Consider the following 21601-nt stretch of genomic DNA (forward strand, 5'->3'; position numbering starts at 1 on the left):
GGGGGCAATTGCCGATGGCCTGCCCGCGGCGCGGGCCGAGAATGGCGGTCCCCATGTCCATTCATCAGTCCCTCATCTCGCCGACCGCCAATCCGGAGCTGGAACGCGCCTTGCGCCAGCGCCTGGAACGCCGCTGCACGCTGGCCGGCCGACTGGGTGAACTGGAACCGCTCGCGGTGCGACTGGGCCTGATCCAGGCGACGCAGACACCGAAGTTCCGCGACCCCACGCTGGTGCTGTTCGCGGCCGACCACGGCCTGGCGGTGGACGGCATCGCATTGCCCAACGGTCGCAGCACGCGTGAGCAGGCCCTGCTCGCCCTGCAACACCGCCTGCCCTCGACCGTGTTCGCGCGCAACCAGGGCATGCATGTGACGGTGGTCGACTGCGGCATCGCCGAGCCACTCAGCCCGCAGCAGCGTCTGCTCGCGCGCAAGATCGCGCACGGGACGCGCAACTCGCGGGCTGGCGCGGCGATGACGGTGGAACAGGCGCATGCCGGCGTGCGCGTCGGCATGGAAATCTCCGACAACCTGGCGGGCAACGTGATCGCCTGCGCGGGGCTGGGCCAAGGCTCGCTGGAGGCTTCTGCGCTGGTGCTGTCCCGGTTGATGGACATGCCGGTGCAGGACTTCATCATCTCCGGCCCCGACATGCCGCACGACGACCTGTCGCATCTGATGCTGGTGCTGCAAGGCGCTCAGCAGCGGCACCGCGAGGTGCGCGAACCGATGGCGGTGCTCGCGGCCTTCGGCGGATTCGAACTGGCGGTGATGGTCGGCGCGATGCTGGTCGCGGCGTCGAAGCGGCAGCTGATTCTGGTGGACGGCATCGCCGCGTGCGCGGCGTTGAAGGTGGCGTCCATGATCGCGCCCCCGGTCACTGATTACGCGGTGTTCTGCCGCAGCACCACCCATCGCGGACTGGACGAGGCGCTTCAGCTGTTCCACGCGGCGGCGCTGCTGGAACTCGGCATGGAATGCGGGGATGGCACCGGCGCGACCTTGGCGTGGCCGCTGGTCCGTTGCGCGGCGGCGCTGCTGACGGAAGTGCAGGACCTGCCCGACGGGGCCATCCACAGTCGTCCGTCCGACCTGCGCGACACGGGATCGAGCAACGCGGGCGCGCTGCACACAGGTCCGGGCCGGTCCACGCTGGGCAGCAAGTACTGACCCTGCGCGCGCGCCGACGCGCCTGATGACGCGCCAGGCGTGCTCAACGCCTCACGCGCTACCTCTTTGGAACTACTTGATGGGGTTGGCGCTGCCGTCGCCGGGGGGCATCTGCGGCAAGGAACCGGTGACGGCGGTGGGCGGCACGATGCCGTCGGGTCCCGGCGCGCCAGCATGAGGCTGCATCTGCGGAACGTTGAAATTCGGCGGCGGGGCCATGCCGCCACCCGGCGCGAACTGCGGCGGCGGAGCGAGCACCACATCCGGCGCGCCCGGCGCGAGACTCAGCCGGACGGTCACCGCGTTGCCGGTGCCCAGGCCCACGTCACGACGATTGATCTCGATCAATTTCAGGTCGCCATCGACGGAAGCGCCCATGCGCACGGGCTTCGGCGGCGCGCCGGCGATCGCGATCAAGGCGACGCCTTCCCCGGGATAGCGCCCGCCGGCGGTCGGAGCCACGACACCCAGCAGCTGGAAACGCGACGAGGTGGATTCGACCGGCGTCTCCGCCACCTTCGCGGCAGCGAACAGTCGAGTCCAGTCTGCGGGCGCGCTTTCACCGGTCGCGGAACGCGTCATGGCGGGCGCCTGCGGCCCCTTCACCATCAGCGTCAACGCCCAATACGCAAGGCTCGCCGCCAGCGCCGCCCAGACTACGAAGCTTAACCATCGTGCATGCATCCGACGATTATGATGCAGCGCGATGGGCCACCAAGGGTGGCTCCACGAGGATTGCAACACCATGCGTCGACCCTTCTCCAAGTTCTCTCCGCGCCGTGCCCGCGGCTTCACGCTGATCGAACTGATCGTCGCCATCACCATCGTCGCCGTCATGGGCGCGGTGGTCGTGCCGGCGGTGATGAACCACGTGTCCGAAGCCCGTCGCACCGCGGCGCGCTCCGACGTCAACACGCTGATGCAATCGCTCAAGCTTTACAAGATGGACAACGGCCGCTATCCGAGCGGCGAGCAGGGCCTGGGCGCGCTCGTGGCCAAGCCCACCAACGGCCCGGCGGCGCCGAACTGGAAGGTCTACATCGAGAAGCTGCCCAAGGATCCCTGGGGCAACCCGTACCAGTACGACAACCCGGGCCTGAAGGGCGAGATCGACGTCTACAGCCTGGGCGCGGACGGCAAGCCCGGCGGCGAGGGCTCCGACGCCGACATCGGCTCCTGGGAATAAGCGCGCGGCCCGCCGTGCGCTTCGTCCCCTCCCCCACCGACTGCCCAGAGCCGTGCGCGCGCGTCCGTCCGGCCGACTGCTCCAACGCGGCTTCACGCTGATCGAGCTGATCGTCGCGATCACGATCGTGGCGATCGCCAGCGCCACCGTCGCGGTGGCCATGCGCGACCGCGCCGACGTGCAGCTGGAACGCGAGGCGCTGCATCTGGCGTCCGTGCTCGAGACCGCGCGCTCCGAGGCCCGCGCGGCGTCGCTCGACGTGCGCTGGGTCCCCGACTCGAACAACGACGCCAGCCGCTACCGCGTCACCGGCCTGCCGGTCGCGCTGATCAAGCGCCTGGAGTTGGAGCGGCCCTGGCTGGGCGACCCGCCGATCGTCGAGATCGAGGGCGCCAGCGCCAATGGGCGCTCGATCCGTCTGGGGCCTGAACCGCTGATCGGCGCGCAACGCCTGACACTGATCCGCGGCGATCACCGCATCACGCTGGCCACGGATGGGCTGCGGCCGTTCGCGATCGCGAAGGGCGGCACATGAGAACCACGCCCGTCGCCAGGCCTGCGCCGCGCGACCGCGGCTTCACGCTCGTCGAGGTGCTGGTGGCACTGACGATCGTCGCGCTGTGCCTGGCCGCCGGGCTGCGCGCGGCGGGCGCGATGACCTCGAACTCCGACCGGCTGGCGATCAACTCGCTGGCGCAGTGGTGCGCCGAGAACGAGCTCACCGAGATGCGACTGACCAAGGCCTTCCCGGGCATCGGCGACAACAGCGTCAGTTGCTCGCAGCTCGGCCGCGACTTCAGCGTCAAGATGATCGTGCGCGGCACGCCGAATCCGAACTTCCGCCGCGTCGAGGCACAGGTCTTCGACGACAAGGACCGGCCGCTGCTGACCATCACCACCATCGTGGGACGCAACTCCTGATGCGCCGCGCCACAGGCTCCTCCCGGCGCGCGGCGCGCGGGTTCACGCTGATCGAGGTCGTCGTCGCGCTCGTCGTGATGGCGGTGATGTCGGTCATGGCCTGGCGCGCGGTGTCGGCGTTGACGACCAGCCGCGAGCGCAACGAGGTCGCGATGGATCGCGCCGAGACGCTGCAGACCTTGATCCGCCAATGGGAGCTGGATCTGCGCGAGGTGCAGAAGAGCGACGTGTTCGACGCGTTGACCTTCGACGGCGCGACGCTGCGCATCACACGTCGGCGCGAGACGGGCCTGCAGCTCGTCGCCTGGCAGTTGAAGGAAGGCCGGCTGGCGCGCTGGGAGTCGCAGACGCTGAACAACGCCGATGCGTTGCGGGACGCGTGGTTCCGCAGCCAGCAGCTCAACGCCAAGGAAATGCGCGAGCTGCCGGGGCTCGATCGTGTCGTCGGCTGGCAGATGTACTTCTTCCAGCAAGGTGCGTGGGCCAACGCGCAGTCCACGCTCGACAAGGATCCGGCGAACAGCGACCCGGCGAACAAGAACGCAGCCGCGACCAACGCGGTGCCTGACGGCGTCCGCATGCGGCTGCAGTTCGGCGAGGACAGCGGCTACCGCGGCGAGCTGGTCCGCGAGGTCGCGGTGGAGGGGGGCAGCTGATGCGCGCCGTTCACGCTCCCGCCCGCGCCCCGCGGTCGACGCGATCGCGCCGGGGTGCGGCCCTGCTCACCGCGTTGCTGATCGTGGTGCTGGTGACGACCTTGTCCGCCGCGATGTTGTGGCGGCAGTCGCGCTCGATCCAGATCGAGGCCGCCGACCGCGGTCGCGCGCAGGCGGACTGGGTGTTGCAGGGCGCGCTGGACTGGGCACGGCTCATCCTGAGCGAGGATGTCCGGTCCGCGCGCAACAACACCGCGAAGAGCGACGACCTCGGTGAAGTGTGGGCGGTGCCGCTGGCCGAGGCGCGGCTGTCGAGCTTCCTGTCGCAGGACGAGAACAAGTCGGAGGACTCGGGGCCCGACGCGTTCCTCTCCGGCCACATCGAGGACGCGCAGGGGCTGTTCAACCTGCGCAACCTGGAGACGCAGCCGGCGCAGACCCAGCCCGGACAGGCGCCCGATCCCCAGGCCGTCCAGAAGGCCCTCGACAACCTGAACGCGGCGCGCAGGATCTTCCAGCGCGCGGGCATGAGCGCCTCGATCGCCGAACAGGTCCAGAAGAATCTCATCGCCTCCGCCGGCAGCAAGGGCACGGACCAGCAGGGCGAGGTGCCGCTGAGGCCGGCCCGGATCGAGCAGTTGCGCTGGTTCGGCCTCAACGATGAACAGATCGCCCGCCTGAGCACGCTCGCCGTGCTGCTGCCCAAGGCGCAGACGACGCTGAACCTGAACACCGCGCCCCGGGAAGTCATCGCGGACGTCCTGGGCGTCGACCTCGGCGTCGCCGACAGCATCGTGCGGGCCCGCCAGAGCAAGGCCTTCACCGCCTGGGACGACCGGCTGACCTCGCTGGTGGCGGGGATCCCCGCCACCGACACGCGCCAGCAGATGGCCGCCTTCACCTCGAACTACTTCTTCGTCGAAGGCCAGTTGCGCATGGATGATCGGATCCTCGCTCAGCGCTCACTAGTGTTCCGGGACGGCACTAACGTTCGCGTCATCGATCGGCAGCGCCTGCAACGCCAGTCGACGCTGGCGGGAACCACCAACGGCTACGGGGCCACACCTTGAACGCCGGAGGCGGCGTCGCGCGCCGCCCACGCGCTCTTGAAACGATTGGAAAGAAGAGGGACGGGATGCATGCACTTGTAAAGGCGCGACTACGGGCTTGCTCGGGGGCGCGCGGCGCCGTTCCGTCACGCAAGCCCTCCTAGAATCCGCGATCCTATGAGTACCCTGCTCATCCTCCTGCCGGCCAGCCCGCCTCAGAACGGTGCCGCCCCGCACGACTACGAATTCTGGTTCAGCCACGACGCGCAGGCGCCGGCCCACGCACGCGGGCACGGCCAGCGCGCCGCGCTGGCCGCGATGCCGCCCGCCGACCGCGTGATGCTGCTGCTCGGCGACGACCAGGTCAGTTGGCTCCCCGCGCAATTGCCCAAGATCAAGGGCGCAAAGTTGCGCAGCGCCGTCGTCGGCGTGATGGAGGATCACCTGCTCGAGGACCCCGATCGGCTGCACCTCGCGCTGATGGAAAGTTCCGGCACCGAGGGCCAGTCGCATTGGATCGCCGTGACCGCGCGCGAACCGCTGCGCGCGCATCTGCAGGCGATGGAAGCCGCCGGTCTGCTGGTGGAGTCGCTGCTGCCGCTGTCGTGGCCGCAGACCGCCGGCGGCACGGAGGGCGGGCACATCCACGCCGGCTCCGATGACCGCGCCCGGCTGCGCGTCTCGCGCGTCGACGGCGTGGCCACCTTCCCGCTGGACAGCGGCGGGCTGCGCGGTTGGCTCGGCGAGGACTGGTGGACGAACGCGCCCGTGACCGCGAGCCCCGCCGCCTCGGCGGTGGCCGAGCAGTGGCTGGGTCGCCCGGTGGGCGTCCTCAACGACACCGAGCGCGCCTGGGCGGCCCGCGAGGCACCGATCAACCTGCTGCAGTTCGACCTGACCCCGCGCCGGCGCGGCTGGCAGCGCGTCCACCAGGCGTGGCAGACGCTGCAGACGCCGGCCTGGCGGCCGTTCCGCTGGGGCGTCATCGGCCTGATCGCCGTGCAGGTCATCGGCTTGAACGCGATGGCGTGGCAACAAGGCCGCGCCATCGATGCGCGCAAGGCCGAGCAGGAAGCGCTGCTGCGACAAGCCTTCCCGCAGGTCCGCGTGGTTCGCGACGCCCGCGCACAGATGGTCCGCGAGACCGAGGCCCTGCGCGGCAGCGCCGGCCAGGTCGGCCCCGGCGACCTCGAGGACCTGCTCGGCGCCGTGGCGCGCGTGTGGCCGCAAGGCGAGCCGCCGCTGCCCAACGTCCGTTTCGAACAGGGCCGGCTGCAACTCGCCGGACTCTCGCCCCCGCAACGCGCGCAACTGCGCGAGCGGCTGGGCCAGGACCCCGCACTGCGGGTCGCCGAGGACGGCGACACGCTCCAACTCAGCCTGCGACCCGACAACCGATGAACGCCCTCACGACCATGCAACGGGACCTCCGGGCCCGCTGGCAGGCCGCCACGCCGCGCGAACGTCTGATCGCGCGGGCGACCGCCGTGATCGTCGGCCTGCTGGTGCTCTGGCTGATCGCGCTGGCGCCGGCCTGGGCCACGTTGCGCAAGGCGCCGGGCGAGCTCGACCGGCTTGATCGCGAGCTTCAGCAGATGCGGGCAATGGCTCAGCAGACGCAGGCCTTGAAGCAGGCCGTGCCGGTCTCGGCCGAGCAGTCGATGACCGCGCTGCGGGCCGCGACGGCCCGCCTCGGCCCGGCCGCCGAACTGACGATCAACGGCACGCAGGCGCAGTTGCGGCTGCGCGGCGTGCCCGGGGGCGCGCTGGCGATGTGGCTCGGCGAGGCGCGCCAGGGCGCGCGCGCCCGGCCGCAGGAAGCCGAGCTGCAGAACGGTCCGCAGGGTTTCAGCGGTCGCCTGACGGTGCTGCTGCCCGCAGCGGCGGGGAACTGAGCCATGTCGCGACAACAACGCTTCATGGAGTCGGCTTTCATGCAGTCGGCCTTCATGCTCCTGGCCGCTCCGGGCAAGGCCGTGGCGCTGGTCCGCACCGATCGCGGCGCCATGCGCTGGGCGTTGGCCGGCGCGGTGCTGGGCCTGCTGACCGCGGTCGTGGTCTGGGCCCCGGCGGCCTGGCTGGCGAAGGCGGTGGCCTCGGCCACGAATGAACGGCTGCTGCTCGCCGACGCGCGCGGCAGCCTCTGGAACGGCAGCGCGCGCGTGATCCTGAGCCCGGGCGAAGGCAGCCGCGATGCGAGCGAACTGCCGCAACGGCTGGGCTGGTCGCTGCGCCCGGCGTGGATCGACGGCGGACTGGCCATGCGGCTGACGCTGGACCAGTCCTGCTGCATCAAGCCCGGCGTCCCGTTGACGGCGAGCTTCGGCATGGACCGGGTCACCGTGCGCCTGCCCGACGCCACGCCCGAGCAGCCGTGGATCCGCTGGCCGGCCGCCTGGCTCGCCGGGCTCGGCACGCCGTGGAACACGCTGGCACCGGACGGCGTCATCGCCGTCAGCTCGCAGGGCTTCGTGTTCGAGGGCCGGGGCAAGACGGTCAAGGTGAACGGCATGGCCCAGGTCGAGCTGCGCGACTTCTCCTCGCGCCTGGCGCAGGTGACGCCGCTGGGCAGCTACCGGATGGGGCTCGTGGGCGGCAGCGAGGCGCCTCAACTGATCCTGACCACGATCCAGGGCCCGCTGCAACTGAGCGGCCAGGGGAGCCTGGGCGCGACGCGGACGCAATTCCGGGGCGAGGCGACAGCCGCGCCGGGCAGCGAAGCCGCATTGGCCAATTTGTTGAACATCATCGGGCGCCGCAACGGTGCGCGCTCGATCATCTCGGTGGGATGAGCATGAACAAGCACATGATGCGACCGACGGCGCTGGGCGTCGCGATCACCCTGATCGCGGGCAGCCTGCCGATGCAGGCCGGCGCACAGTCGAATCAGCAGCAGAACCGCCGACAGCCGGCCGTGCGCGCGAGCACGCCGGTCACGCTGAACTTCGTCAACACCGACATCGAGGCGGTGTCGCGCGCGATGTCCGCCGCGCTGGGCAAGCCGATCCTGGTCGATCCGCGGGTCAAGGGCACGATGACGCTGACGGCCGAGCAGCCGGTGCCGGTGCAGGAGGCCTACCTGAGCTACCTCGCCTCGCTGCGCGGCATGGGCTTCGCGATGGTCGAGACGGGCGGACTGCTGAAGCTCGTGCCCGAAGCCGAAGCCAAGCTGCAGACCGGCGCGGTGACGATCGCCGGCGAGTCGCGCACGCGCGGCGACCAGGTCGTGACGCAGATCTTCAAGCTCAGCCATGAGAACGCGAACAACCTGGTCGCGGTGCTGCGTCCGCTGATCACCCCGAACAACACGATCAACGCGAACCCGGGCAACAACAGCCTGGTCATCACCGACTACGCCGACAACCTGCAGCGGATCAGCCGCATCGTCGCGGCGCTGGACCAGCCGTCCAACACCGACATCGAGGTGATCCCGCTGCGCAACGCGGTGGCCTCGGACATCGTGCAGCTGGTGCAGCGGCTGTCGGACGGCGGCGGCGGCACGCAGGGCGTCCAGGTGCAGGGGGGCGCCGGCGGCGGCAGCGGCAGCGTGATGGCCGATCCGCGCAGCAACGCGCTGATCGTGCGCGCGGCCAATCCGGCCAAGCTGATGCAGCTGCGCGCGATGATCGCCAAGCTGGACCAGCCCAGCAGCGACACCGGCGGCAGCATCCGCGTGATCTACCTGAAGAACGCGGACGCGGTGCGTCTGGCCACGGTGCTGCGCGCGGCCTACACGAACAACGCGGGCCCGGGCGCGGGCGGCTCCAGCAGCGGCCAGGGCGGCACCGGCAGCTTCGCCGGCGCGCAGACCGGCAGCGCGGGACAGTCCGGCGGCTTCGCGGGCAACAGCTCGTCGTTCGGCGGCAGTTCGTCGAGTTCGGGCACGAGCGGGTCGGGCGGCAGCGGCGGCACCTCCACCCAGGTCAGCCAGACCGCGCAGGTCAGCACGGGCGGCTTCGTCCAGGCCGACCCCGCGACCAACTCGCTGATCATCACGGCGCCCGAGCCGATGTACCGCCAGATCCGCGCGGTCGTCGAGCAGCTCGACACGCGCCGCGCGCAGGTCTACGTCGAGGCGCTGATCGTGAAGGTCGATGCCAGCAAGGCCGGCCAGTTCGGCGTGCAGTTCCAGCAGCTCTTCGGCGAAGGCGCCATCGGCACCAACTTCGGCACCGGCTTCTCGAACATCCTGAACCTGACGGCCGCCACGGCCGGCGGCACCACGGGCGTCAGCAGCGCGATCTCGAGCGGGACGATCCCGACCGGCCTGAACGTCGGCATCATCAAGAAGGTCGGCAGCCTCTACACGCTGGGCGCCATCGCCAACGTGCTCGGCTCGGTGTCCGGCACCAACGTGCTGTCCACGCCGTCGCTGATCGTGCAGGACAACGAGGAAGCCGACCTGCTGATCGGCAGCAACGTGCCGGTGCTGACCGGCAACTCGACCACGACGTCGGGCACGACCACCAGCCCGTTCCAGACCTTCGAGCGTCGCGACGTCGGCCTGCGGCTGAAGGTGCGCGCCACCGTCGGCGAGAACGGCACGGTGCGCATGAAGGCGTATCAGGAGAACTCCAGCGTGGTGGCCTCGGTCAACTCGGCCACGCAGGGTCCGACCTTCGACAAGAGCGCGGTGGAGACCTCGGTGACGCTGGAGGACGGCCAGGTGCTGGTGCTCGGCGGCATGCTCAAGGACGAATACACCGACGGCGAGGACAAGGTTCCCGGCCTGGGCGACATCCCCATCCTGGGCAACCTGTTCAAGAACCAGAGCCGCAAGCGGGTCAAGTCCAACCTGATGATCTTCCTGCGTCCGGTGGTGCTGCGCACGCCGGAAAGCGCCGCGGCGCTGACGATGGACCGTTACGACGCGATCCGCGCCTACCAGCAGGAATCGCAGCCGAAGAGCACGCTGGTGCTGCCCGAGACCGGCGCCCCGCTGCTGCCGGAGAAGCCGGCCTCGACGCCGGGCGGCACGCTGCCCCAGCAGTTGCCGCTGCCGGTGTACCCGGCGTCGTCGCCGGTGCCGGGACCAGCCACGCCGAGCAACACCCCGCCGAGCAACCCGCAAGGCCGCTGAGCCCGGAGCGATCATGGCCAGCCGCCATCCCCTTCCCTACGCCGTCGCCAAGGCGCAGCACCTGCTGATCGAGGACGACGGCCAGCAGCGCACGCTGTGGGCCTCGCCGGCGCTGACGCTGCCGGTGCTGTCCGAGCTGCAGCGCGTCTACGCGCCGTCGCGCATCGAATGCCTGAGCGTCGCCGAACTCTCGACGCGCATCCAGGCCGCCTACGCGGGCGGCGAGGACAACGCGGCGCTGGTGATCGGCGAGGTCGAGAACGCCGTCGACCTGTCGCGCCTGATGCAGGACCTGCCGGCGGTCGAGGACCTGCTGGAAGCCGCCGACGACGCACCGATCATCCGGATGCTCAACGCGCTGCTGACGCAGGCCGCGAACAACGGCGCGAGCGACATCCACATCGAACCCTACGAGCGCGAGAGCTCGGTGCGCTTCCGCGTCGACGGCACGCTGCGCGAGGTCGTGCGGCCGAACCGCGCGTTGCACGCGGCGCTGATCTCGCGCCTGAAGATCATGGCGGAGCTCGACATCGCCGAGAAGCGTCTGCCGCAGGACGGCCGGATCTCGCTGCGCATCGGCGGCCGCGCGATCGACGTGCGCGTGAGCACGCTGCCGTCGGCGCACGGCGAACGCGCGGTGCTGCGTCTGCTGGACAAGTCGGAATCACGCTTCACGCTGTCGGCGCTGGGCATGGACGGCGAGCGGCTGGAGCGTTTCCAGCGCGTCGTGCAGCAGCCGCACGGCATCGTGCTGGTGACGGGTCCGACGGGCTCGGGCAAGACGACGACGCTGTACGCGGCGCTGCAGACGGTGGACACGTCGACGACGAACGTGCTGACCGTCGAGGACCCGATCGAATACGAGCTGCCCGGCATCGGGCAGACGCAGGTGAACTCGCGGATCGACCTGACCTTCGCGAAGGCGCTGCGCGCGATCCTGCGCCAGGATCCGGACGTGATCATGATCGGCGAAATCCGCGACTACGAGACCGCGCAGATCGCGATCCAGGCCTCGCTGACGGGTCACCTGGTGCTCGCGACGCTGCACACGAACGACGCGGTGAGCGCGGTGACGCGTCTGACCGACATGGGCGTGGAGCCCTTCCTGCTGAGCTCCTCGCTGCTGGGCGTGCTGGCGCAGCGGCTGGTGCGCAAGCTGTGCCCGGTGTGCAAGTCGTCGGAGTCGCTGCCCGGCGGCGGCGTGCGTTACCACCCGGTGGGCTGCCCGGCCTGCTCGAGCAGCGGCTACAAGGGCCGCACCGGCGTGTACGAATTGATGGTGTGCGACGACGCGATCCGCAGCCTGATCCACAACCAGGCGGCGGAGTCCGAGTTGCTGGCCGCGGCGCGCGCCAACGGCCTGCGCTCGATGCGCGAGGACGGCGACCGGCTGGTGGCCACGGGCATCACGTCCGAAGAGGAAGTGCTGCGGGTCACGCGCGAGTGATCGCGGCGATGACACGGACGCACGAGCAGTAGAGACACGAGGTTCCGAGCGATGCCCGCCTTCAAGTACGACGCCCTGGACGCGTCCGGCAAAGCCCGCCAGGGCCTGCTGGAGGCCGACACCCTGAAAGCCGCGCGCTCGCAGTTGCGGGCGCAGGGGCTGGTGCCGATGGAGGTGAAGGCGGTGGCGGCGCAGCCGGGCAAGCAGTCGCGCTTCGCGCGGCGCGCGTTCAAGGCGGCAGGGCTGGCGGTGTGGACGCGACAGCTGGCGGGACTGGTGTCGGCGGGTCTGCCGCTGGAACGCTCGATGGCGGCGCTGGCCGATGAAGCCGAGGATCCGCGCCAGCGCGAGCTGATGTCGCAGCTGAAGGCGGAGGTCAATGCGGGCTCGTCCTTCGCACGGGCGCTGGCCACCGCGCCGCGCGAGTTCGACGACGTCTACCGCGCGGTGGTCGCCGCGGGCGAGCAGAGCGGAGCGCTCGGCCCCGTGCTGGAGAGCCTGGCGGACGACCTCGAGGAACAGCAGCGGCTGCGCTCGGAGCTCTTCGGGGCGCTGGCGTATCCGGTGATCGTCTGCATCATCGCGGTGCTGGCGGTGAGCTTCCTGCTGACCTACGTGGTGCCGCAGGTGGCGGCGGTGTTCACGCAGACGCGCCAGACGCTGCCGCTGCTGACGCGGATCATGATGGGCATCTCCGACGTGCTCCGGAACTGGGGGCTGCTGATCGTGATCGTCGTCGTCGGCGGCGTCATCGGCATGCGACAGATCCTCAAGCGCGAAGGGCCGCGTCAGCGCTTCGACGCGGCGTTCCTGAACCTGCCGCTGCTGGGTCGGCTTGCACGCGGCTACAACGCGGCGCGTTTCTCGGGCACGCTGGCGATGCTGGCGGGCGCGGGCGTGCCAATCCTGAAGGCGCTGCAGGCCGCGGCGGAGACGCTGTCCAACCAGGCGATGCGCGCGGACGCGATGGATGCGCTGGCGCAGGTCCGCGAAGGCGCGCCGCTGGGCGCGGCGTTGGCGGGGAAGAAGCGCTTCCCGGGCCTGCTCTCGATGTTTGCGCGACTGGGCGAGCAGACGGGTCAACTGCCCGACATGCTGCAGCGCGCGGCGAAGCAGCTCGGCAATGAAGTGAAGCGCCGCGCGATGACGCTGGCCACGCTGCTGGAGCCGCTGCTGATCGTCGCGATGGGCGGCGTGGTGATGCTGATCGTGCTGTCGGTGCTGCTGCCGATCATCGACATGAACAAGCTGGCGGCGCAGTAAGGCTTTCCATTGGCGCACACGCGCCGATGCCTCGGGGTCGGGCGGCGGCCTATCATCCCGCCCATGCCCGCCTCTCTCGACGGCCGCCTGGTGGTGGCCCTTTCCTCCCGCGCGCTGTTCGACTTCGAAGAGGAGAACCAGCTCTTCGAGGACAGCGACGACCGCGCCTACATGCGCCTGCAGCAGCAGCGCCTGGATGAGCCGGCAAAACCCGGCACCGCGTTCTCCCTCGTGCGCAAGCTGCTCGCCTTCAACGTGGCCGGCGAGACGCCCCGGGTCGAGGTCGTCGTGCTGTCGCGCAACGACCCGATCTCCGGCATGCGCGTGTTCCGCTCCGCGCAGCATTACGGACTGAACATCGAACGCGGCGTCTTCACCCGCGGCCACAGTCCGTGGCGCTATCTGAAGCCGCTCAAGGCGCAGCTCTTCCTCTCCGCCAACGAGGACGATGTGCGATCAGCGCTCATCGCGGGCGTTGCCGCGGCCCGTGTTTTCCCGCAGTCGGCGCGCGCCTCCGCCGCCTATCCCGATGAGCTGCGCATCGCCTTCGACGGCGACGCCGTGCTCTTCTCCGACGAGGCCGAACAGATCTACCAGCGCGACGGACTCGACGCCTTCCAGGAACACGAGATCGCCCGCAAGCTGACCCCGCTCCCCGCCGGTCCGTTCAAGCAGGTGCTGCATGAGCTCCAGCGTCTGCAGGCCGCGCCCGCCGTGCCGATGCGCCTGCGCACCGCCCTGGTCACCGCCCGCAGCGCGCCCGCCCACGAGCGCGCCATCCGCACGCTGATGGACTGGGACGTCGAGGTCGACGAGGCCATGTTCCTCGGCGGCCTGCCCAAGGGCGAATTCCTCCGGGAGTTCGAGCCCGACTTCTTCTTCGACGACCAGCACGGCCACGTCCAGAACGCCGTCCCGCACGTGCCCGCCGGGCACGTGGCCATGGGGGTGACGAATCGCTGACGCCGATCGCGGCGCCAGAATCCGCGCCGCATGACTTCCGGCAGCCGTCAGGCCGGGCCCCTTCCCCTTCACGTTCCGACGCTCCGTCCCGGACTCCCACAAGGAAGACTTCCGATGCGCATCACGCTCCGTCGCCTGGCCATCGCCACGGCCTGCTCGATGGCCACCCTCGCCATCGCCGCCGAATCCACCGCGACCTCGGCCGCCGCCGCCGGAACGGCGGATGCCGTCGCCCGCAGCACGCCGGCCCGGCCCGCCCTCGTCGACCCGTCGCTCGGTTTCTATCGCCAGCCCGCGCTGCGCGGCGACCGCCTGGTGTTCGTCGCGGAAGGCGATCTCTGGCAGGCCAACGTCAGTGGCGGCACCGCGCAGCGCCTGACCACGCACGGCGGCGCGGAGACCTTCCCGGCCGTCTCGCCCGACGGCCGCTGGATCGCCTTCGTCGGCCAGCAGGAATCCGCCGGCGACGTCTTCGTGATGCCCGCGGCCGGCGGCATCGCCCGCCGCCTGACCTGGGACACCGGCGCCGTGCGCGTCTGGGGCATCACCGCCGACAACGAGGTGCTCTACTCCGGCGCCACCGAACGCGGCGAGCCCGGCACCCAGCTGCACCTGGTCTCCCTCACCAGCGGCCTGCATCGCGCGCTGCCGGTCGGTCAGGCCAGCGACGGCGCGTTGAGCCCTGACGGCAAGACCCTCTACTTCACCCGCAACGGCCTGCGCGGCGACAACGCACGCCAGTATCGCGGCGGCGCCCTCGCCCGGCTGTGGGTGATGGATCTCGCCGGCACCGCCGAGGCCCGGCCGCTGCTGCCCGAAGGCGCCAACGACCGCCGCCCGATGCCCTACAAGGACGCGTCCGGCACCGCCCGTGTCGCCTTCCTCTCCGACCGCGACGGCACCTACAACCTGTGGTCGGTGAAGCCCGACGGCTCCGACCTGCGCCAGCACACCCGCCACAAGGGCTGGGACGTCCGCCATGCCAGCCTGGACGGCGCGCAGGCGGTCTACGCGCTCGGTGCCGACCTCTACCGCGTCGACCTCGACGGCAGCGCCGCCGAACGGAAGATCGACCTCCGCCTGGCCGGCGACTACGACCAGCAGCGCAAGCGCTGGATCGCGCGTCCGCAGGACTTCCTGACCGGCGTCTCGCTCTCGCCCAACGGCGAGCAGGTCGTGCTGACCGCGCGCGGCCGCCTCGCCACGCAAGGCGTCGGCCCGCTGCGCCGCGCCGAACTGCCGATCCCCGCCTCCGCCGACGACGCCGGCCGCTGCCGCGACAGCGCCTTCAGCGGCGACAGCCACGACGTCTTCGCGTTCTGCGACTTCAGCGGCGAATTCGAGATCTGGCGCTTCGCCGCCAACGGCACCGGCCAGCCCAGGCAGATCACCGAAGGCGCCACCGTGCTGCGCCGCAGCCTGTCGCCGTCGCCCGACGGCCGCTGGATCGCGCACACCGACAAGGAAGGCCGGCTCTTCCTCACCGACCTCAAGAACCCCGCCCGCGCCGCCGCGACGCGCGAGGTCGACCACGACACGCTCGGCGACGGCGCCGCGGCGCTGAGCTGGTCGGCGGACGGCAAGTCCCTCGCCTTCGTCCGCACCACGGCGAACCCGTACCGCGAGCAGCTGATGCTGCTCACCGTCGCCGACGGCAAGGTCCATCAGCTCGGCAGCGATCGCTACGCCGCCACCGCGCCGGCCTTCAGCCCCGACGGTCAATGGCTGTACTTCCTGTCGCGTCGCACCTTCAGCGTGACCGGCAACCCCGGCCCCTGGGGCGACCGCAACATGGGTCCCTACTTCGACAAGGGCTGGAAGATCTACGCGATCGCACTGCAGCCGAACCTGCGCTTCCCGTTCGCCGCGCCGGATGAACTCCAAGGCATGAAGGCCAAGGAAGAAGCCGAGATCCGCGAGCAGGAGAAGGACAAGCCCGACAACAAGGAGTCCAAGCAGAAGGTCGAGGAAGCCAAGGCTGACGCGGCCAAGGAAGCCAAGCCTGCCGCCGCGAAGGGCGGCAAACCCGAGATCCAGATCCCGGGCCTGGCGCTGCGCCTGTACGAGGTCCCGGCCGCCGCCGGCAACTACAGCGGTCTGGCGGTCGACTCCAAGCGCCTGTATGTGCAGGAAGGCACCGCCTTGCGCCAGCTGCCGATCGGTCCGCAGGAGACCAAGATCGAGACCTTCGCCGACGGCGTCGCCGCCTGGGACCTGAGCGCCGACGGCAAGAAGCTGATGATCCGCCGCTCGGCCGCGCCGGGCACCGCGCCCGAGATCCTGATCGTCGACGCCGGTCCGAAGCTGCCGGGCGATCTGGACAAGTCGCGCGTGCGCTGGTCCGACTGGCAGATTGCGGTCGACCCGAAGGCCGAATGGCGCCAGATGTTCAACGACGCCTGGCGCATGCAGCGCGATTTCTTCTACGACAAGGACATGCACGGCGTGGACTGGGTCGCCATGCGCGCCAAGTACTTCCCGCTGACGGAGCGCGTCACCGAGCGCGGCGAACTCGCCGAGCTGATGGCGCAGATGGTCGGCGAACTCAGCCTGCTGCACAGCCAGGTCGCCCCGGGCGAACTCCGCAAGGGCGCCGAGGAACCCGGCTACGCCGGCCTGGGCGCGCAGCTCGAGCGCGATCCCAAGGGCAACGGCTGGAAGATCACGCGCATCTTCGCCGGCGATCCGGAGTTGCCGTCGGAGGCCGGCCCGCTCGCCGCGCCCGGCCTCAACATCGCCGAAGGCGCCGTGATCACGCAGATCAACGGACGCAAGGCCCAGTCGGTGCCGGATCCCAGCGAGCTGATGCGCGGCCAGGCCGGCAAGCAGGTGCTGCTGCAGATCCGCGAGCCCTCCGGCAAGGAACGCCCGGTCGTCGTGACGCCGGTCGACCTGCGCCGCGAAAGCCTGTTGCGTGTCAACGACTGGCGCTTCAGCCGCGCCAAGCTTGTCGACAAGGGCGGCGACGGCAAGATCGGCTACCTGCACCTGCGTGCGATGACCCGCGACGACATCGGCGATTTCGTCCGCGAGTTCTACGCGCAGAGCGAGCGCGAAGGCCTGATCATCGACGTCCGCCACAACAACGGCGGCAACATCGACAGTTGGATCCTGCAGACGCTGCTGCGCCGCGCCTGGGCCTTCTGGCAGCCGCGCTCGCCGTACGGCAGCAAGCCGTATCCGAACATGCAGCAGGTGTTCCGCGGCAAGGTCGTCGTGATCGCCAACGAGGAGACCTACTCCGACGGCGAGACCTTCTCCGAAGGCTTCAAGCGCCTGGGCCTGGGTCCCGTCATCGGCAAGACGACCTCGGGCGCCGGCGTGTGGCTGTCCGACCAGAACCGACTGATGGACAACGGCCTGATGCGCGCCGCGGAGAACGGCCAGATCACCGTCGACGGACAGTTCCTCGTCGAGGGCAAGGGCGTGACGCCGGACATCGAGGTCGACAACCCGCCACGGGCGACCGCCAACGGGCAGGATGCTCAGCTCGATGCCGCCATCGCCTGGCTGAAGGACGCGATCGCGAAGGATCCGATCAAGACGCCCAAGCCGGGGCCGTATCTGCGGCCGATCAAGCAGTGACCTGCGCAAACAGAAACGGGAGGCCTTGGCCTCCCGTTTTTCGTTGGCGTCGCGCGTTCAGCTCAGCGTCACGCGCGCGAACTGGCGCTTGCCAACCTGCAGCACCATCGTGCCGGCCTCGACCTTCAAGGCCTTGTCGCTGATGGTCACGCCGTCGATCTTGACGCCGCCCTGCTCGATCTTGCGGTTGCCCTCGCCGTTCGACGGCACCAGGTTCGCCGCCTTCAACAGTGCGGCGATGCCCATCGGCGCACCGCTCAGCGACAGCTCGGGAATGTCGTCCGGAATGCCGCCGCGGGCGCGGTTGTTGAAGTCGGCCTCCGCGTCTTCCGCCGCCTGCGCGCTGTGGAAGCGCGCGGTGATCTCCTTGGCGAGCATCACCTTCGCTTCCTTCGGATTGCGCCCGCCCTCGACCTCGCGCTTCAGCGCGGCGATCTCCTCGATCGACTTGAAACTCAGCAGGTCGAACCACTTCCACATCTGCACGTCGCTGATCGACAGGATCTTGGCGAACATGCCGTTGGCCGGCTCGGTGATGCCCACGTAGTTGTTCTTGGACTTGGACATCTTCTCGACGCCGTCCAGCCCTTCCAGCAGCGGCATCGTCAGGATGCACTGCGACTCCTGGCCGTACTCGGCCTGCAGATGGCGGCCCATCAGCAGGTTGAACTTCTGGTCGGTGCCGCCGAGCTCCAGGTCGGACTTCAGCGCGACCGAGTCGTAGCCCTGCATCAACGGGTAGAGGAACTCGTGCACCGAGATCGGCGTGCCGGCGGCGTAGCGCTTGGTGAAGTCGTCGCGCTCCATCATGCGGGCCACCGTGTACTTCGCAGCCAGCTGGATCAGGCCGCGCGCGCCCAGCGGGTCGCTCCATTCGCTGTTGTAGCGGATCTCGGTGCGCGCCGGATCCAGCACCAGGCTGGCCTGCTTGTAGTAGGTCTCGGCGTTGTGCTTGATCTGCTCCGGCGTCAGCGGCGGGCGCGTCGCGTTGCGGCCGGACGGGTCGCCGATCATCGAGGTGAAGTCGCCGATCAGGAAGATCACCTGGTGCCCCAGGTCCTGCAGCTGGCGCATCTTGTTCAGCACCACCGTGTGGCCGACGTGGATGTCGGGCGCCGTCGGGTCCAGGCCCAGCTTGATCCGCAAGGGCTGGCCGGTGGCCTCGGAGCGCGCCAGCTTCTTCAGCCATTCGTCCTGCGGAAGCAATTCCTCGCAGCCGCGCAGGGATTGCTGCATTGCATGATGGACCCGGTCCGTGATCGGAAATTCGGGGGCCGACGCGGCGGGGGTTCGGATGTCAGACATGGCACTTCGGAGCCCGCACGGGCTTACGTAAAGTCTTGATTTACCGGGTTTTCTAGCATTTGTAACCCGGGCCCGCCGCTATACTTTCGGCTGTTTTTGCGGGGCGCAAGGAGGGCAATTCACATGCCTGACCTGTCGCTGCAACGCAAGACGGCGATTCTAGTGGACGCTCCTCGCAGCATCTGGACGCCCTTCAGGGCGTCCTTCGTTTTGCAGGCGCTGCGGATCTCCGGCACGGGCCGTTCGAGCCACGCGCTTTTGCAGGCGTGGCGGCGGGCGGCACTTTCTCAGGCTCCAGAAAAAGGTCTTCGGCGCGTGATGAATTGGAATGACGAATGGCAGCGCGTGCAGCGCACCCTCGCTCGCGCCGAATCCTTCGCGGCCAAACACCCGCGCGCCCTGACCGGCACCGTGGTCGGTGTCCTGAGCTGCTTCGCCGTGACCGCCTTCGGCGTCGCGCCGATGGCCCCTGATGCTGCGGACCTTCCGCAACGCGTCGTCTCCGAATCCATCCCGCTGCAGTCGCTGGACGAGCAACTGGCCGACCTGGCCGCGTTCGATCCGGGTCTCTCGCGCAGCGACGTCACCCGCGCCGCCGACACCGCCGATGCGCTGCTCAAGCGCATGGGCGCGTTCGACACGGCAGCAGCCGCCTTCCTGCGCACCGACGACACCGCCAAGAAGCTGCTGACCGGCCGTGTCGGCAAGCGCGTCCAGGTCGTCGCGACCGCCAGCGGCGAGGTGCAGTCCATCGTCGCCCGCTACGCCGCCGAAGCCAGCGAGCAGCTGGACACCCATTTCACCCGCTTGAGCATCACGCGCGAAGGCGACAAGTTCGTCTCCAAGCTCGAGACCGTGGCGTACGAGACGCAGACACGCCTGGGCAGCGGGACGATCCAGTCCTCGCTGTTCGCCGCGACCGACGAGGCCAACGTGCCCGACGCGATCGCCACGCAGCTGGCGGACATGTTCTCGGGCGACATCGACTTCCACCGCGAACTGCGCAAGGGCGACCGCTTCTCGCTGGTCTACGAAACCCTGACCGCCGACGGCGAACCCATCACCTGGGGCAACCGTTCGGGCCGCCTGCTGGCCGCCGAGTTCGTGAACAACGGCAAGAGCTACCAGTCCGTGTTCTTCCGCGACCCGACCAGCGGCAAGAGCAACTACTACGGCTTCGACGGCGAGAGCAAGCGCCGCTCGTTCCTGGCGAGCCCGATGGAGTTCTCGCGCGTCACATCCGGCTTCGCGATGCGCTTCCATCCGATCCTGCAAACCTGGCGCCAGCATCAGGGCATCGACTACGGCGCACCGACCGGCACCGCGGTGCGCAGCGTCGGCGACGGCAACGTCGAGTTCGCGGGCTGGCAGAACGGCTTCGGCAACGTCATCCAGCTCAAGCACAGCGGCAACCGCATGACGGTCTACGCCCACCTGAGCCGGATCGACGTCAAGAAGGGCCAGAAGATCGAGCAAGGGCAGAAGATCGGCGCCGTCGGCTCGACCGGCTGGGCCACCGGGCCGCACTTGCACTTCGAATTCCGCGTCAACGGCAAGCAGCAGGATCCGCGTGTGATTGCCCGCGCCTCCGAGGCCGTCACGCTGCCCGCGACCGCCAAGGCCGCATTCAAGGCACAGGTCGCCAGCGCGAAGAACGCGCTCGAGGCGGCTGCCTCGATCCACGACGGCGTCGTCGGCGAGTAAGGCGTCCGGCGCTCTCCGCAGGCGCTTCGCTTTCCAGCCCCTCCGGCCATGACGACCTCCGGCGCCGAGCTCTACATCGGACTGATGTCCGGCACCTCGCTCGACGGCGTCGACGCGGTACTGGTGCGTGCCGAGGCCAATGGTCGCGTTCACACCCTCGCCCACGACTACCAGCCCTTCGGTCCGGAGCTGCGCGCGGAGCTGCTCGCGCTCAACAGCCCCGGCGACAACGAACTTCAGCGTGCCGCGCTCGCCGGCAACGCCATGGCCCGCGCCTACGCGCAGGCCTGCCAATCACTGCTGATGTCCCAGCGACTGGCGCCGCAGGAAGTCCGCGCGATCGGCGCGCACGGGCAGACGGTGCGGCACCGGCCCGGCGAGTTTGATGGCACCGGCTTCACGATCCAGCTGCTCAACGCCGCGCTGTTGGCCGAACTCACCGGCATTGCCGTCGTCCACGATCTGCGCAGTCGTGACCTCGCCGTCGGGGGTCAGGGCGCGCCGCTGGTGCCGGCCTTCCACCGCGCGGTACTGGGACAGGACGGCACCGACGTGGTCGTGCTGAATGTCGGCGGCATCAGCAATGTGAGCCTCCTTTGGGCCGACGGCCGCAGCGGTGGCTTCGACTGCGGCCCCGGCAACTGCCTGATGGACGGATGGATCCATCGCCATCAGGGCGCCGAATACGACGCCGGCGGTCAATGGGCCGCGCAGGGACAGGTGCATGCGGGCTTGCTCGATGCACTGCTGGCCGAGCCCTACTTCCGCCAGGCCCCGCCGCGCAGCACGGGGCGGGATCTGTTCCACCTCGGTTGGCTCGATGCCAGGATCTCGGCGCACGCGCCGCGTGTTTCCGCCGTTGATGTGCAGGCGACGTTGCTTGAGTTGAGCGCGCTTTGCGTCCTCGACAGTCTGGTCGCCTTCGCGCCGGGCGCATGGCGCGAGCTGCTCGTCTGCGGCGGTGGCGCGTTCAACGACACGCTGCTGAAGCGGCTGCAGGTGCTGCTGCCCACGGTGGCCGTCAGCACCACCGCGGTGAAGGGATTGCCACCGATGCAAGTCGAAGGCGCCGCCTTCGCATGGCTGGCCATGCGTCATGTGCGCGGGCTGCCCGGCAACCTGCCCGCAGTGACCGGCGCGTCGGGCCCTCGTGTGCTGGGCAGCTATACACCCGCCTGAGAACCTCGGAACAGGCTCCACACCCCAGAAACGACAAGACCGCCCGAAGGCGGTCTTTGTCATTCGGCCCGAGGGCCGGTGCATCCGACGA

At 69.7% G+C, this 21601-nt stretch carries 18 protein-coding genes; 16 read left to right on the plus strand and 2 right to left on the minus strand.

What is annotated here, in order from left to right:
• Nucleotides 1-53 precede the first annotated feature (53 nt).
• Complete coding sequence (locus AC1VNM_RS18500; RefSeq protein ID WP_377160070.1) at nt 54-1172, plus strand: nicotinate-nucleotide--dimethylbenzimidazole phosphoribosyltransferase; 1119 nt, start codon at nt 54-56, stop codon at nt 1170-1172.
• Nucleotides 1173-1244: 72 nt separating this feature from the next.
• On the opposite strand, the gene AC1VNM_RS18505 is transcribed toward AC1VNM_RS18500, so the two are convergent.
• Entirely contained in the window at nt 1245-1919 is a 675-nt protein-coding gene (locus AC1VNM_RS18505; RefSeq protein WP_377160068.1) for a hypothetical protein, read from the minus strand.
• Between AC1VNM_RS18505 and gspG the strand changes: the two genes are divergently transcribed.
• The 13 genes from gspG (at nt 1918) to AC1VNM_RS18570 (ending at nt 17322) form a co-directional block, all read left to right on the plus strand.
• Nucleotides 1918-2358, plus strand: a complete 441-nt coding sequence (gene gspG, locus AC1VNM_RS18510; RefSeq protein WP_377160066.1) for a type II secretion system major pseudopilin GspG — start codon at nt 1918-1920, stop codon at nt 2356-2358. The two genes, AC1VNM_RS18505 and gspG, sit on opposite strands and share 2 nt — an antisense overlap.
• Nucleotides 2359-2410: 52 nt before the next feature.
• Entirely contained in the window at nt 2411-2893 is a 483-nt protein-coding gene (locus AC1VNM_RS18515; RefSeq protein ID WP_377160064.1) for a pilus assembly FimT family protein, read from the plus strand.
• Nucleotides 2890-3279 (plus strand): type II secretion system minor pseudopilin GspI, encoded by a 390-nt coding sequence (gspI, locus tag AC1VNM_RS18520; protein ID WP_377160062.1) that lies wholly within the window; start codon nt 2890-2892, stop codon nt 3277-3279. Before AC1VNM_RS18515 ends, gspI begins: the two co-directional genes overlap by 4 nt.
• A complete protein-coding gene (locus AC1VNM_RS18525) occupies nt 3279-3935 on the plus strand; it encodes a PulJ/GspJ family protein (protein ID WP_377160060.1) in 657 nt (218 codons plus the stop codon). Before gspI ends, AC1VNM_RS18525 begins: the two co-directional genes overlap by 1 nt.
• Complete coding sequence (gene gspK, locus AC1VNM_RS18530) at nt 3935-5005, plus strand: type II secretion system minor pseudopilin GspK (RefSeq protein WP_483107872.1); 1071 nt, start codon at nt 3935-3937, stop codon at nt 5003-5005. Before AC1VNM_RS18525 ends, gspK begins: the two co-directional genes overlap by 1 nt.
• 156 nt (nt 5006-5161) lie before the next feature.
• A complete protein-coding gene (gspL, locus tag AC1VNM_RS18535; RefSeq protein WP_377160054.1) occupies nt 5162-6385 on the plus strand; it encodes a type II secretion system protein GspL in 1224 nt (407 codons plus the stop codon).
• Nucleotides 6382-6879 carry a type II secretion system protein GspM gene (gspM, locus tag AC1VNM_RS18540; protein WP_483107873.1) on the plus strand — a complete coding sequence of 166 codons (498 nt, stop codon included), beginning with the start codon at nt 6382-6384 and terminating at the stop codon, nt 6877-6879. The genes gspL and gspM overlap by 4 nt, the downstream gene beginning before the upstream one ends.
• 39 nt (nt 6880-6918) lie before the next feature.
• A complete protein-coding gene (gene gspN / locus AC1VNM_RS18545) occupies nt 6919-7776 on the plus strand; it encodes a type II secretion system protein N (protein ID WP_377160050.1) in 858 nt (285 codons plus the stop codon).
• A gap of 2 nt (nt 7777-7778) precedes the next feature.
• Complete coding sequence (gene gspD, locus AC1VNM_RS18550; RefSeq protein ID WP_377160048.1) at nt 7779-10064, plus strand: type II secretion system secretin GspD; 2286 nt, start codon at nt 7779-7781, stop codon at nt 10062-10064.
• 13 nt (nt 10065-10077) lie between these two features.
• On the plus strand, nt 10078-11511 hold the full coding sequence (gene gspE, locus AC1VNM_RS18555; RefSeq protein WP_377160046.1) for a type II secretion system ATPase GspE: 1434 nt from the start codon (nt 10078-10080) through the stop codon (nt 11509-11511).
• A gap of 51 nt (nt 11512-11562) precedes the next feature.
• Entirely contained in the window at nt 11563-12774 is a 1212-nt protein-coding gene (gspF, locus tag AC1VNM_RS18560; protein ID WP_377160044.1) for a type II secretion system inner membrane protein GspF, read from the plus strand.
• A gap of 63 nt (nt 12775-12837) precedes the next feature.
• Nucleotides 12838-13737 (plus strand): 5'-nucleotidase, encoded by a 900-nt coding sequence (locus tag AC1VNM_RS18565; RefSeq protein WP_377160042.1) that lies wholly within the window; start codon nt 12838-12840, stop codon nt 13735-13737.
• A 114-nt stretch (nt 13738-13851) separates the two neighbouring features.
• Nucleotides 13852-17322, plus strand: a complete 3471-nt coding sequence (locus AC1VNM_RS18570) for a S41 family peptidase (protein ID WP_483107874.1) — start codon at nt 13852-13854, stop codon at nt 17320-17322.
• Nucleotides 17323-17379: 57 nt separating this feature from the next.
• Here AC1VNM_RS18570 and tyrS read toward each other — a convergent pair whose 3' ends face one another.
• On the minus strand, nt 17380-18558 hold the full coding sequence (gene tyrS, locus AC1VNM_RS18575; RefSeq protein ID WP_377161720.1) for a tyrosine--tRNA ligase: 1179 nt from the start codon (nt 18556-18558) through the stop codon (nt 17380-17382).
• A gap of 387 nt (nt 18559-18945) precedes the next feature.
• Here tyrS and AC1VNM_RS18580 point away from each other — a divergent pair, with 387 nt between their 5' ends.
• The gene (locus tag AC1VNM_RS18580; protein WP_483107875.1) at nt 18946-20331 is read left to right on the plus strand and encodes a peptidoglycan DD-metalloendopeptidase family protein; all 1386 of its coding nucleotides are present in this window, start codon (nt 18946-18948) and stop codon (nt 20329-20331) included.
• Nucleotides 20332-20379: 48 nt separating this feature from the next.
• Nucleotides 20380-21510 (plus strand): anhydro-N-acetylmuramic acid kinase, encoded by a 1131-nt coding sequence (locus AC1VNM_RS18585; protein ID WP_483107876.1) that lies wholly within the window; start codon nt 20380-20382, stop codon nt 21508-21510.
• Nucleotides 21511-21601: the final 91 nt, after the last annotated feature.

The sequence above is a fragment of the Mitsuaria sp. MSU3D genome (assembly GCF_056867975.1).

Bases quoted from the DNA above. Each gene is read 5' to 3' on its own strand.
- gspE (WP_377160046.1), top strand. From the start codon at position 10,078: ATGGCCAGCCGCCATCCCCTTCCCTACGCCGTCGCCAAGGCGCAGCAC.
- gspL (WP_377160054.1), top strand. From the start codon at position 5,162: ATGAGTACCCTGCTCATCCTCCTGCCGGCCAGCCCGCCTCAGAACGGT.
- gspK (WP_483107872.1), top strand. From the start codon at position 3,935: ATGCGCGCCGTTCACGCTCCCGCCCGCGCCCCGCGGTCGACGCGATCG.
- AC1VNM_RS18585 (WP_483107876.1), top strand. From the start codon at position 20,380: ATGACGACCTCCGGCGCCGAGCTCTACATCGGACTGATGTCCGGCACC.
- gspI (WP_377160062.1), top strand. From the start codon at position 2,890: ATGAGAACCACGCCCGTCGCCAGGCCTGCGCCGCGCGACCGCGGCTTC.
- AC1VNM_RS18570 (WP_483107874.1), top strand. From the start codon at position 13,852: ATGCGCATCACGCTCCGTCGCCTGGCCATCGCCACGGCCTGCTCGATG.
- AC1VNM_RS18580 (WP_483107875.1), top strand. From the start codon at position 18,946: ATGAATTGGAATGACGAATGGCAGCGCGTGCAGCGCACCCTCGCTCGC.
- AC1VNM_RS18525 (WP_377160060.1), top strand. From the start codon at position 3,279: ATGCGCCGCGCCACAGGCTCCTCCCGGCGCGCGGCGCGCGGGTTCACG.
- gspF (WP_377160044.1), top strand. From the start codon at position 11,563: ATGCCCGCCTTCAAGTACGACGCCCTGGACGCGTCCGGCAAAGCCCGC.
- gspM (WP_483107873.1), top strand. From the start codon at position 6,382: ATGAACGCCCTCACGACCATGCAACGGGACCTCCGGGCCCGCTGGCAG.
- tyrS (WP_377161720.1), bottom strand. From the start codon at position 18,558: ATGCAGCAATCCCTGCGCGGCTGCGAGGAATTGCTTCCGCAGGACGAA.
- gspG (WP_377160066.1), top strand. From the start codon at position 1,918: ATGCGTCGACCCTTCTCCAAGTTCTCTCCGCGCCGTGCCCGCGGCTTC.
- AC1VNM_RS18500 (WP_377160070.1), top strand. From the start codon at position 54: ATGTCCATTCATCAGTCCCTCATCTCGCCGACCGCCAATCCGGAGCTG.
- gspD (WP_377160048.1), top strand. From the start codon at position 7,779: ATGAACAAGCACATGATGCGACCGACGGCGCTGGGCGTCGCGATCACC.
- gspN (WP_377160050.1), top strand. From the start codon at position 6,919: ATGCAGTCGGCCTTCATGCTCCTGGCCGCTCCGGGCAAGGCCGTGGCG.
- AC1VNM_RS18505 (WP_377160068.1), bottom strand. From the start codon at position 1,919: ATGGTGTTGCAATCCTCGTGGAGCCACCCTTGGTGGCCCATCGCGCTG.
- AC1VNM_RS18565 (WP_377160042.1), top strand. From the start codon at position 12,838: ATGCCCGCCTCTCTCGACGGCCGCCTGGTGGTGGCCCTTTCCTCCCGC.